This window comes from Limnothrix sp. PR1529 (assembly GCF_002742025.1).
In the GTDB taxonomy this organism is placed as follows: Bacteria; Cyanobacteriota; Cyanobacteriia; order CACIAM-69d; family CACIAM-69d; genus CACIAM-69d.
On record NZ_LIRO01000143.1, the window covers coordinates 41528 to 53841 of the forward strand.

A 12314-nucleotide genomic window follows, 5' to 3' on the forward strand; every position below is an offset into this window, starting at 1 on the left:
ACACTGCTGATCCCGATCGATTGCAATTGATTGCTCATCCTCAAACTGGATCACCGTCGGGGGCCTTGGCTCCCGATTTTTTTTGCTTGGTCTTGGCTTTTTGGTTGGCTTTTTGGGCCGATGATTGGGGCGATCGGGAACTGAGGAACCCCTCACTTTTCCCAAAATCTGGTAGATTCAGGCAGTCGAACAATGAGTCCTAAGCCGTTATGACCTATTGCCTTGGCATTGTTACCCAGGAAGGATTGGTGATGGCCGCCGATTCGCGCACCAATGCCGGTGTTGATAATGTTTCCACTTATAAGAAGTTATTTGACTTTTCCTTACCGGGCGATCGAGTCGTTGTTGTTTGCACCTCCGGGAATTTATCTCTCACCCAATCTGTTATTAGCCATCTTGAACAGGATTTAAAAAATCAAGCCAGCATCACGCTCCACTCCCTCGCCAGCATGTATGACCTGGCCCATTATGTGGGTCAAACCCTCCGAAAAATTCACCAAGAACATGCCGAGTGGCTCCGCAAAGACAATGTGGATTTTTCGGGAAACCTGCTCTTGGGGGGGCAAATTCGCGATGAAAGCCCCCAGCTATTTTTGATTTATAACCAAGGCAATTTTATCCATGCCACGGTGGAAACCCCATTCCTGCAAATTGGGGAAACTAAGTATGGAAAGCCCATCCTCGATCGCACCGTTAGCTTCAACACGCCCCTCAACTCAGCAGCAAAGTGTGCGTTGCTGTCTCTAGACTCCACCATGAAGTCCAATATTTCCGTTGGCCCCCCGATCAACATGGTGATGTATCGCAAAGACTCTTTTGAAATTCGCCATCGGCTGCGGCTACCGGCGGGCGATCCTTACCTCGCCAAAGTGGGGCAAGAATGGGCTGCTTCTTTGCGCAAGGCCTTTGATCAAATGCCCGATTTGGAGTGGGAATATACCAACTAATCCAACTCATCACAACTCATTCTCATCACAACTCATTGAAGACAAGGGGCTGAAGCCCCTTGTTACCACGACTGGCTCCGCAACTTTGACCCAATGTATTAAGCCTGTCGCGCTACTAGGTAAAGTTAAGCGCTGGGAAATTGGTTGCGAATCACCACCTCTGAAAGGGGCAATTGGCCACCCCGTTCCCGCGCCGGTTGCACGGCCTTGCCTACCGTAATCATCATGCCAATTAGATGGTCGGCCGGTAGCTGAATAATGTCAGCAACCGCCTGGGGATCAAAACCAATCATCGGACAGGTATCGTAGCCCATGGCTTTGGCAGCCAACATCAAGGTTTGGGCCGCAATCCCACAGGAACGCATGGCTTCATCCCGTTGCAGGGCCTCGCTTCCCTCATAGAACTGAATAATCATCGGCACCAGTTGTTGGCGAACCGCTTCGGGGGCATTTTGCCAATAGCGTTCCGGTTGCTGTTGCCAAGCGTTCAAATTTCCACACAACAACACCAACAGGGACGCATCGGTCACTTGGGCTTGATTCCAAGAGGCGGCCCGAATTTGTTGGCGCAATTCAGGATCGTCCACAATCACAAATCGCCAATTTTGAATATTGAACGATGTGGGCGACAGCAACACATGTTCCATTAGGGTCTGAATTTCCGATTCAGACATTTGATGATCGGGGTCGTAATGCTTGACGGCGCGACGTTGCTGAATAGCGGTCAGGGTATCCATGAGTTGTCCTGAATGGGGTGAATCGACTCAATTTAAGGGAAAACTGCGGGTCGCTGAGGCCATGGGCCGCCTCCTAGCGACTTTGGTCCAAGCTCAGGGTGGGGAAATCAAACCGGGGAATGAAACCGACGAAAATTTCTCCTCACCCTGCGTTAAGTTTAGTAACATTGCCCGCAACTGCGACGACTAGGAGAAACACCGTGAATCTGATTCCCGAAGACATTAAGCCCTATTTGAATTTGCTTCACCCGATTTTGATGTGGGTGTTGCTGGGTCTGACGGTTTATGCACTGTATTTGGGAGTCCAGGCCCGTCGGACTCGGACAGCGGAGGCGGAGGTGCGCAAGGAGTTGATTAAGGGGAAGTTTGCCAATCGCCACTACCAAATCGGTTCGTTGATTTTGGCGCTGATGGTGTTGGGGACGATCGGGGGGATGGCAGCGACCTATATCAATAACAACAAGCTGTTTGTGGGGCCGCACCTGTTGGCGGGCTTGGGGATGACGGGGCTGATTGCGGTGTCGGCGGCCCTTTCGCCGTTGATGCAAAAGGGTCAGGATTGGGCCCGCTATGCCCACATTGGTTTGAATGTGGCAATTGTGGGACTGTTTGGCTGGCAGGCGGTTTCGGGAATGGATATTTTCCAGCGCATTTTGCAGAATTTCTAGGCGCAGGTTGCTAACCCAAAGCCTGATGGATCCTGTGTAGGCGGCCGGTGCGATCGCGCCGGTTTTTTTGGGCCCCTGCTGCGGGGCCGATCGAGACCGGGTGGCCACCAATTTGGAGGCCGGCTCCCCCCTGCCCGTCCGGGCGATCGCAACGTTACCATGGCCAAATTGGGCCCAAACTTGCGCCACCTGCGTTTAAGGGCGTTTAAGGGCGATCGCCTCGCCCGGGGCCGCAGCACCTTCATCCGTTGTTAATACAGCATCGATATCAACCATGCCACAGACGTTTTATGTGAACCCGACCAGCGGTAATGACAGCGCTGATGGATCCCAGGGTGCGCCGCTGAAGACCATTGCGGCGGCCCTGCGCAAAACCCAAGCGGGCGATCGGGTGCAACTGGCTGCGGGAACTTACAGCAGCACCAGCGGCGAAGAATTTCCGCTGACGGTTCCTTCGGGGGTGACCGTGGTGGGCAACGAAGGAACGAAGGGCAGCGGCATTTTGGTGCGGGGCAGTGGTCGCTATGTTAGCCCCACCTTTGCGGGTCAAAATGTCCTTTTTCTATTGACGGATGATGCCCACCTGCGGGGGGTGACGGCGACTAATCCGGAAACTCGGGGAACGGCGGCTTGGGTAGAGTCGGCTCGCCCCACGATCGCCAACAATACCTTTGTGAACTCCAACCGGGAAGGGGTGTTCGTCAGCGGTTCCAGTGTGCCCCTGGTGGAAGGGAACTTGTTTGAAACCAACTCCGGTAATGGCTTGTCGATCGACCGGAACTCTAGCGGCACAATTCGCGGCAACACCTTCCGAAATACGGGATTTGGGATTGCGGTGGGGGGCAACGCCAGCCCCACGATCAGCGGCAATGTGATTACGGGGAACCGTAGCGGCGTGGTGGCTTCCCAAACGGCCCGCCCCATTTTGCGCAACAACACGATCGAGAACAACCGAGATGACGGTCTGACGGTCATTAATCAGGCCCTGCCGGACTTGGGCAGCACTGGCCAACCGGGCAACAATGTGTTTCGGGCGAACGGTAAGTACGACATCCAAAACGCCACCACAAACACGATCGTGGCCGTTGGCAACCAAATTGGCACGGTGTTGGGATCCGTGTCCTCGTCCGGTTCGGTGTCGCCCTCGCCTACGCCTGTGCCGATTCCGTCGCCGGGCCCCTCACCGACCCCAACTCCCACACCGGTTCCCGTACCTACGCCGGTTCCTGTGCCCACCCCGATCGATGATCTGAAGGGCCATTGGGCAGAGGCCTTCATTCGGGCTTTGATCAGCCAGGGGGTGGTGAAGGGGTTTGAGGATGGCTCTTTCCGGCCCAATAACAAGTTGACGCGGGCGGAATATGCGGCGCTGGTGGTGAAGGCGTTCGATCGCCCGCTGGTCAAACCTCCCATTGGTTTTAGTGATGTGCCAGCGGGTTTTTGGGCGATCGGGGCGATTGCTAAGGCCAGTCAAATGGGCTTCATTTCCGGTTTCCCCGACAACAGCTTCCGCCCGGGCCAGAACTTGACTCGCACCCAAGCCCTGTTGTCCATTACCAATGGTTTGGGCCTGTCGGGTGGATCGCTGAATCTGTTGGGCAATTTTGCCGATCGCGCGCAAATCCCCAGCTACGCCACCAACCCGATCGCGACGGCCACGGCCAATCGATTGGTGGTGAATTATCCCCAACTGAACGCCCTGCGTCCCCTAGAAGACATCACCCGCGCCGAAGTGGCCGCTTTGATTTATCAAGCACGGGTGTTGCTGAACCAAGCGTCGGCCCTCACATCGCCCTACATCGTACAGCCCGATACCAAGCTGCCGGCCTTTACGGACACGCGCAACCACTGGGCAGAGCCGTTCATCGAGGCCTTGGCGAATCGGGGACTAATCGGGGGCTTCCCCGATGGATCCTTCCGTCCCGATGCCACCATGACCCGCGCCCAGTTTGCCAGCGCGATCGCCAAGGTCTTTAATCCACCGGCCGAGCGACCGGGCAAAACTTTTACGGACGTGAATTCCAACTTCTGGGGCAATGCGGCGATCCAGCAGGCCTACCGGGCGGGCTTTATGTCTGGCACGTCGGAAACCACCTTCAGCCCCGATGCCACGTTGCAAAAGGTGCAAATTGCCGTAGCCCTGGCCAGTGGCTTGGATTGGCCAGACGGCACGGAGGCGGATTTGGCGGCCTTGAGCGATCAAGAAGCGGTGGCCAAGTGGGCCCGGCCCAAGGTGGCGGCTGTTTTGAAGCGCAAGGCGTTGGTCAGTTACCCCAGTGCCAACACCTTTGCTCCCGAGCGGTTTGCAACGCGGGCGGAGGTGGCGGCCATGTTGTACCAGGCCCTGCGCGATCGGGATGGATCGTTAACGGCCATTAATTCTCCCTACGTTCTTTCGGCTTAGGCCGATCGGGGGGAATCGGGGAGCGATCGGGAGCCGATCGGGGCTGGATGGGGAGTTGTGCGCGATCGCCCAACGTGATCGCCCAACGTGATTTGAGGCGTGATCAGCAAGGGCAATCGGCCGCAACCCACCCTCAACCAAGCATCCCAGATCCCCCCACCACGCCGCAGCACCCTGCGGAACAGCAATCCAGTCCAGCAATCCAGTTCAGCAATCCAGTCCAGCAATCCAGCAAAGCAACGTCGGTGAATCCTGCCATGACTCGGGACTATGACCTGATTGGTTACGGTGATGAAGTGCCAGGGGTTCTGGCCCTGGTGGCGGCGGCCCGGGAATATCGGGCCCGATCGGGCGGCCAACCACTCAAAACCCTGCTGCTCACGGCCGGCGACACCAGCTATGGCGTGGGCGGCCACCTAATCCGAGGACAACTGTGTTACCTAGACCGCACCCACCTCTCCCCTAAGCTCCGGGAACAATACGGCATGGGTCTTTATGGCGATCCCGCCAGCCTATATCAGGAGTTCTTGCAGCGATCGGGCGTGGTGGAAGTGGGCCTCGATTGGCGCAAGGGCGATCGGGCCCTGCGGGAAATGCTGTTGGAAGCGGGCGTGGATATTGTTGACCAGGCGAAAATCAGCCGCGTTCAAAAAACGGGCGATCGGCTTCTGTCCATCACCACCGACGATGGCGACACCTTCCAAGCCAAGCAATTCATCGATTCCACCGTGAATGCGGGCCTCTTGCAAAGGGCCCGGGGCCTGACCGTCCGAGGCTTTGGCACGTTGGGGCTACCCGATTCGGCCCTGCCCGTTTCGCTGGTTTTCGAGACCCAGGGCCTCACCGTAGACTTCCTGCGCCGGGCCGAGGCAGGTTGGATCCAACGATTCTGTAATCCCAAGGATACCGAAGCTCAAAAATATCTCTCGATCGCGGCCGGCGGCGATCCCAAGCGCGTGCAGTGGTTCATCTCCCGAATGCAAGATAGCGCCGGCCGACCGATGACCATGGTGGTTGGCCCCGACTACATCGATGTGCGCTGCCATGTCCTCTCGGTGCTCTATCACGCCTATCGCGGAACCGCCTGGAATTTGGAGCAAACCAAATTCATTCTCGACTCACCGAACATTGCCGTGCTGCCGGGCGGGCGCATGTCTTGGAACGCACTGCTTTGTTTTGTGACCGCCAACGAAGCGGAAGCCTTGGCCCAAAATGCTGGACTGCCCACCGCCCGGATGCAGCAGGAAGTGGAGCATGTGAGTCGGTGGCTCAAGAGCTTTGGGCAACAAATCGCCGTGACCCCGGCCCATGAGCTGTATATTCGCTATGCCGGCAGCATGGTCGATCCTATTCACCCCTTTTCTGGGGCCCAAATGCTGGCGGGCGGTTTGCCCACCCGTGAGGCCCTAGGCACGTTCTGCTACAAATTCGATGTGCGGGGCGGCATTCCTGGCCTGGGCAAAAAAGCGCTGGCTAAAAATCACAAGAGTTTGCAATTTTTGGCGGAGCCAGTGCCGGTGTTTAACTACGGCATTCGCCACGCCATTTCTAAATCCGTGCCCAATGTGGCGGTGGTGAGTCCGGCTTCTGGTTATTTCGGCATTGCTCCGGCGGCCGGGCGGATTGTGGAGTTGAATGCGGGCGTGGGCCAAGGTTTGGGGATTGCGGCGGCGATCGCCATTCAAGGGGGGCGCAACTTGGCCGATGTGACCAACGTGGAGGTCAATCAAATTCTGAAAACGCGGGGTCAGTTGCCAACCATCTACGGGATTGGGCAGGCCCTCTCCCAAAAGTTTGCGGACTTTGAAAAGGACATGTTTCCTAATCCGTTGCCGATCCCGCGGCCCGACCCGATCGATGATGTGTCCGAGCACTGGGCGAAAGACTTCATTCAGATCCTGCGCGATCGCAAAGTCATGGGGGGCTATGAAGACGGCTCTTTTCGCCCCAACAACACCATCAGCCGGGCGGAGTTTTCGGCGGTATTGGGTCGGGCATTTGATTTACCCCTGCGGAGGGCGGAGCGATCGTTCGTGGATGTGCCCAGCAACCATTGGGCCCATGGGGCGGTGCAAAAGGCCTGGCGGATGGGATTCTTAACGGGCTATCAGGGCGATCGATTCTTGCCCAATGCGGAAATTCGGCGCGGCGATGCGATGACCGCTCTGGTGAATGGTTTGGGGTTACCGGCGGGCGATCTGAAACTGCTGGGGCTGTACCAAGACCGGGCCACCATTCCTCCCTATGCAACGGGGGTGATCGCCACGGCCACCGAGCGGCGCATGGTGGTGAACTATCCCCAAAAACGCCAGATTCGGGCCCAAGATCCCCTCACTCGGGGAGAGTTGGCTACCCTGATTCACCAGGCTCTGGCGGCGCGGGGAACCGTTCCGCCGCTGAATTCCGAGCATATTGTGCAGCCGATCGACCCCAGCACCTTGCCCCTGTTTGCCGATTTGGAGGGACATTGGGCCCGGCATTTTGTGGAAGCCTTCGCGATCGAGGGTTGGATCAGCGGCTACAAAGACGGCACTTTTCGCCCCAATGACCCCATGACGCGGGCCCAATTTGCCGTGCTGGTAACTGCCGCCATCAAACCCCTAGCCCGGCGACCTGCCAAGGCGTTTCGGGATGTGCCCCGAGGTCACTGGGCCGATCGCGCCATTGAGCAGGCCTATGCGGCCGAGTTTCTTTCGGGCATGGGAGCCGATCAATTTCAGCCAGATGGCCCCCTCAAGCGGCTGCAAGTGGCTGTGGCCTTGGTGAGCGGGTTACGGTGGGCCGATGAAGCCGTGGCGGTGCTCAATAGCTTGAGCGATCGTGCGGCGATTCCCGCTTGGGCCCAACCCAAGGTGGCCACCGCCCTGCGTCGCCGGTTGTTGGTGAACTATCCCGATCCCCAACGGCTCGATCCCGATCGCACCGCAACCCGGGCGGAAGTTGTCGTCATGCTTTACCAAGCCCTGGTCGCCAGCGGCCGGCTCAAACCCCTGAACTCCGACATGATCAGCCAACCGGCTCCCCTGCCCACTTGAGATCCCATCAGACGATCGAGGACGGTGATCGAGGGCGCTTGTTTAGGGCGATCGCTAATGATTTCGTCCAAACCATCGCAGGCAAGAAAATTTAGCCTCTTGTCTCCAGGATTTCAACCCAAGATTGCCCCAAGATTGCCATTAATCCCCCCTTGGCAATTGGGGTGATTTTGGCAACATGGGGGTGCAAACCTGCTCAAAATCCCCATGCCTTTCCAAGCCATTCCTCGTCGCCTCAAACTCTGGCGTGGCCAGCGGCGCTCCAAGCTGTTTGGCATTCCTGCGCAAATCGTGCCGCCCGCCGTTTTTCCCTGGACCCAGGACGGATCCGAAGACTTTTTTGCCGAAGAACCCGGCAGTACCCCGGGGACATTGCGGATTGACCCCGATGCCGCCCCGTCAGAGCTAATCGCCATTGATTACAGTCGCACCCACTGGGAGCGACAACTTTTGGCTGCCCCCACTGACTGTGAACCCCTGCTCGATTCCGGATCGGTCACTTGGTTGGATGTGCAAGGGCTGGGTTCCGAGGAGGTGTTGCGCCAGTTGGGGCAAGTGTTTCGCCTCCATGCCCTCACTTTGGAAGATATTGCCAATGTGCCTCAACGGCCCAAGGTGGAATTTGAGGACGATCGCATCTTGGTGTTGGTGCATATGTTGTCACCCAGGGGCAAAGGTGGCGGTTATTTCACAGAACAAGTCAGCCTTTTGTTGGGCAGCAATTATGTTGTGACCGTGCAAGAAGAATCGGAGCACGATGCCTTAGAACCCGTGCGAGAACGCCTCCGAACCGATCGCGGAATTATTCGGCGGATGGGATCGGATTATTTGCTATGTGCCCTTTTGGACGCGATCGTGGATGGGTGCTATCCCGCCATGGATTATTACGCCCAGGAAATTGAACGATTGGAATGCGCCATTTTGTTTGAACCCGATCGCAAGTTAATGCGCGAAATTTATATGATTGAGCGCGATTTGTTGACCCTACGACGGTGGATGGCTCCCCAAACCCACGCGATCGCCCTGTTGATGCGCGAACAACATCCCCTGATCAGCCCAGACGTGCGGGCTTATTTGCAAGAGTGTTATGAACATGCCACGGATATTTTGGATGTGGTCACGCTCTATCAAGAATTGACTGTGAACCTGATGAATTTATACATGTCTGCTGTCAGCAACCGCATGAATGAAATCATGAAGGTGTTAACAATTGTTTCGGCAATTTTTATTCCCCTCACCTTTTTGGCGGGGATCTATGGCATGAATTTCAACACCGAAACTTCGTCTTGGAATATGCCAGAATTGAATTGGCGCTATGGCTATCTTGTCTGTTGGTTGGTGATGATTGTCACTGCCTGTGGATTGGTGCTGTATTTTTGGCGAAGAGGCTGGTTCAAGAATTCTTTTTAGAAAACTGGTGGGTGCTGTTGATTGTGGCCGCTGATGGTGGCTGCTCGGGCCATGGGCAGTTGGGCAATGGGAAAATCGGGGTTCAGTGGGTTAAGGGTGATCTGGATCGAGAGCGATCTGGATCGAAGATTAACCCCACCATTGCGAAGCACGATCGAGCGGCTCAGGGATCGAAGAACCGGGCCATAATGAAACTGAACCGGTTTACGTCTCAGCCGATCGGGCAGTAGCCGCACTTCGTGCAATTAAGCCCAAAACTTCTTGCTGCGGGCCCCTATTTCGGCATAAATCGCGATTGATCTGGATTTTGCAATCACCGATCGGGAGGTGGCTATGCGCGCAGTGTTAATGGCTGGTGGTTCTGGAACGCGCCTGCGCCCATTGACCTGTGACTTACCCAAGCCAATGGTTCCCATTTTGAACCGCCCGATCGCTGAGCATATTATTAACCTGCTCAAGCGCCACGGCATTTTTGAAATTATCGCCACCCTGCATTATTTACCCGATATTTTTCGGGACTATTTTCAAGATGGGTCAGATTTTGGTGTGCGTTTAAGCTATGCCGTTGAGGAAGATCAACCCCTTGGCACGGCCGGTTCAGTGAAGAACGTGGAAGAGTGGCTGAGCGGCACATTTTTGGTCATTAGCGGCGACAGCATCACGGATTTTAATTTACAAGCAGCGATCGACTTCCATCGCCAAAAGCAATCGAAAGCAACCCTAGTGTTGACAAGGGTTCCCAACCCCATTGAGTTTGGGGCCGTGATTGTGGATGCGGATCAGCGAATCGTTCGTTTTTTGGAAAAACCATCGGCCAGCGAAATTTTTTCAGACACAATTAACACGGGAATTTATATTCTAGAGCCGGAAGTTTTGCGTCATCTAGAACGTAATCAAGAAGCGGACTTTTCCACAGATTTATTTCCCCTGCTGCTGGCCGAAGGAGAACCCATTTATGGCTATATTGCCGAGGGCTATTGGTGCGATGTGGGGCATTTGGACACCTATCGCGAAGCCCACTATGCGGCCCTTCACGGCAAGGTCAAACTGGATTTCGCCTATCAAATGATTTCGCCGGGTTTGTGGGTGGGCGAAAATACCGCGATCGACGATCGCGCCAAAATTGTGCCCCCCGTTTTGATTGGTCACAACTGCCGAATTGGACCCCGTGCCACGATCGAATCCGGCACGGTCATTGGCGATAACGTCACGATCGGTACCGAAGCGGATCTCAAGCGCCCCATCATTTGGAACGGGGCAATCATTGGCGAAGAAGCCCACCTCTACGCCTGCACGATCGCCCGAGGGGTGCGAATCGATCGCCGGGCCCGGGTGTTTGAAGGCGTGGCGATCGGCTCCCTGTCCATGGTGGGCGAAGAGTCCCAAATCAACAGCCTGGTGCGTGTTTGGCCCAGCAAGCACATCGAGTCGGGAGCCATCCTCAACTTGGATTTAATTTGGGGCCAAACCGCCCACCGCAACCTGTTTGGTCAGCGCGGCGTAGCTGGCTTAGCCAACATTGACATCACGCCAGAATTTGCCGTCAAACTGGGAGCCGCCTATGGTTCCACCCTGCAACCGGGCGCACAGGTGACCGTTTCGCGCGACCAACGCAGCATCTCGCGGATGGTGACGCGATCGTTCATTTCCGGCCTGATGTCCGTGGGAGTCAATGTCCAAAACCTGGAGGCCACACCGATTCCCGTGGCTCGGAGTGTTGTACCCACCTTGGGAGTGGTGGGCGGTGTGCATGTGCGCATTGATCCCGATCGCCCCGATCGCGCCGCCATTGAATTTTTTGACGACAAGGGCATTAACCTCTCCAAAGGCAAAGAGAAAAAAATCGAAGGAGCCTATTTCAAAGAAGATTTGCGCCGGGTGCAAATTGACGAAATTGGCGATGTTTTTTACCCCAGCCAAACCCTTGAAATCTACCGCAGTTGCTTTGAAAAACACCTCAACCTAGAGGCCATTCGCTACAGCAACGCCAAGGTGGTGGTGGACTATGCCTATTCCGTATCCGGTGCTATTTTGCCCCAACTGCTGAGTAAGTTTGGTTGCGAAGCGGTGGTGCTAAATGCCAGCTTGACCCAAATGGTGGCCGATGCCGATGGCCGAGAAGCCCTGTTGGTGCAACTCGGCCGCGTGGTGGAAGCGATTTCCGCCACCTTTGGGGCCCAAATTTTGGCCAATGGGGAACAGTTAATTTTGGCCGATGAGGCCGGTGGCCTGATTCGTGGGGAGGCGCTGACGGCATTGATGGTGGAGGCCGTTTTGGCGGCCCATCCCCGATCGTCCGTGGCGGTTCCCGTGCGGGCTTCGGGCGTGATCGAACAAATTGCCCGCCGCCACGATGGCCGCGTCATTCGCACCAAATGTAATCCCACCGCCCTGATGGAAACCTGTCGTGCTTATCCCAACGTTGTGCTGGGCGGCAGTGGGGATATGGGTTTCATTTTTCCAGAATTGCACCCGGGTTTTGATGCCATGTTCTGTGTTGCCAAACTCATTGAATTATTGGCAATTCAAGAGCGCACCTTAGCGGATTTGCGAGCCGACAGTTTGCCCCGCATCTATCACAAATACTTCACGGTGCGCTGTCCCTGGACGGTGAAGGGAGCCTTGATGCGCCACTTGGTTGAATCCCACTCGCCCAGCACCTTGGAAATGATTGATGGGATCAAAGTCCACGATCGCGCGCGGGACAGTTGGATTCTGGTGCTGCCCGATGCCAGTGAACCCCTGGTGCATTTAATTGCTGATAGCCCCAGTCGAGAATGGGTGGAGCTGACCCTGCGGGACTATCGCCAATTGGTGCAGGAATTCATTGCGCGCGATCGGGGAATTGAAGAAATTGTGGAGTTTGAAAACCGCGTTTTGGCCTAACGCATTTTGACCTAGCGCATTTCATCTGAAGAAAGGGTAATCCTCGCTTTGAGGCTAGATGTTGCCTTGGCTAGGGAGTCGTGAATTAGGTCGTAGTAAATAATACTCACCCTGATAGCTGGATCTTGGCTGAAATCTTGATTCAGACCTTGGCTGCGGCCAGCCCTCCGCAGCCCCTGCCACAACCCAAGTAACAATTAATACAAACAAATCACTGGAATTGGGAT

8 protein-coding genes are annotated in these 12314 nt (G+C 55.9%); 6 read left to right on the forward strand and 2 right to left on the reverse strand.

Annotated elements, in window-relative coordinates; all coding sequences use genetic code 11:
- Positions 1-209: 209 nt before the first annotated feature.
- Positions 210-947: a proteasome-type protease gene (locus tag AMR42_RS19515; protein WP_099535562.1), complete on the forward strand. Its 738-nt coding sequence runs from the start codon at positions 210-212 to the stop codon at positions 945-947.
- Positions 948-1072: 125 nt separating this feature from the next.
- Here the strand turns inward: AMR42_RS19515 and AMR42_RS19520 are convergent, their stop codons facing one another.
- Positions 1073-1684 carry a nitroreductase family protein gene (locus tag AMR42_RS19520; RefSeq protein WP_099535564.1) on the reverse strand — a complete coding sequence of 204 codons (612 nt, stop codon included), beginning with the start codon at positions 1682-1684 and terminating at the stop codon, positions 1073-1075.
- 200 nt (positions 1685-1884) lie between these two features.
- Here AMR42_RS19520 and AMR42_RS19525 point away from each other — a divergent pair, with 200 nt between their 5' ends.
- Both AMR42_RS19525 and AMR42_RS19530 read left to right on the forward strand, forming a co-directional pair.
- Positions 1885-2352, forward strand: a complete 468-nt coding sequence (locus tag AMR42_RS19525) for a DUF4079 domain-containing protein (protein ID WP_099535566.1) — start codon at positions 1885-1887, stop codon at positions 2350-2352.
- A gap of 274 nt (positions 2353-2626) precedes the next feature.
- On the forward strand, positions 2627-4756 hold the full coding sequence (locus tag AMR42_RS19530) for an S-layer homology domain-containing protein (RefSeq protein WP_099535568.1): 2130 nt from the start codon (positions 2627-2629) through the stop codon (positions 4754-4756).
- Here AMR42_RS19530 and AMR42_RS19535 read toward each other — a convergent pair.
- Complete coding sequence (locus tag AMR42_RS19535) at positions 4753-4983, reverse strand: hypothetical protein (RefSeq protein ID WP_099535570.1); 231 nt, start codon at positions 4981-4983, stop codon at positions 4753-4755. The genes AMR42_RS19530 and AMR42_RS19535 overlap by 4 nt on opposite strands.
- 30 nt (positions 4984-5013) lie before the next feature.
- Between AMR42_RS19535 and AMR42_RS19540 the strand changes: the two genes are divergently transcribed.
- From AMR42_RS19540 to AMR42_RS19555, 3 genes are all read left to right on the forward strand, one after another.
- The gene (locus AMR42_RS19540; RefSeq protein ID WP_099535572.1) at positions 5014-7791 is read left to right on the forward strand and encodes an S-layer homology domain-containing protein; all 2778 of its coding nucleotides are present in this window, start codon (positions 5014-5016) and stop codon (positions 7789-7791) included.
- A gap of 207 nt (positions 7792-7998) precedes the next feature.
- Positions 7999-9201, forward strand: a complete 1203-nt coding sequence (corA, locus tag AMR42_RS19545; protein ID WP_099535574.1) for a magnesium/cobalt transporter CorA — start codon at positions 7999-8001, stop codon at positions 9199-9201.
- A gap of 333 nt (positions 9202-9534) precedes the next feature.
- Positions 9535-12087 carry a mannose-1-phosphate guanyltransferase gene (locus AMR42_RS19555; RefSeq protein ID WP_099535578.1) on the forward strand — a complete coding sequence of 851 codons (2553 nt, stop codon included), beginning with the start codon at positions 9535-9537 and terminating at the stop codon, positions 12085-12087.
- Positions 12088-12314 lie beyond the last annotated feature (227 nt).

What these genes read in the sequence shown, in the direction of transcription:
- AMR42_RS19520 (WP_099535564.1), bottom strand. Translation starts at nt 1,684, where the DNA reads ATGGATACCCTGACCGCTATTCAGCAACGTCGCGCCGTCAAGCATTAC.
- AMR42_RS19515 (WP_099535562.1), top strand. Translation starts at nt 210, where the DNA reads ATGACCTATTGCCTTGGCATTGTTACCCAGGAAGGATTGGTGATGGCC.
- AMR42_RS19540 (WP_099535572.1), top strand. Translation starts at nt 5,014, where the DNA reads ATGACTCGGGACTATGACCTGATTGGTTACGGTGATGAAGTGCCAGGG.
- AMR42_RS19530 (WP_099535568.1), top strand. Translation starts at nt 2,627, where the DNA reads ATGCCACAGACGTTTTATGTGAACCCGACCAGCGGTAATGACAGCGCT.
- AMR42_RS19555 (WP_099535578.1), top strand. Translation starts at nt 9,535, where the DNA reads ATGCGCGCAGTGTTAATGGCTGGTGGTTCTGGAACGCGCCTGCGCCCA.
- corA (WP_099535574.1), top strand. Translation starts at nt 7,999, where the DNA reads ATGCCTTTCCAAGCCATTCCTCGTCGCCTCAAACTCTGGCGTGGCCAG.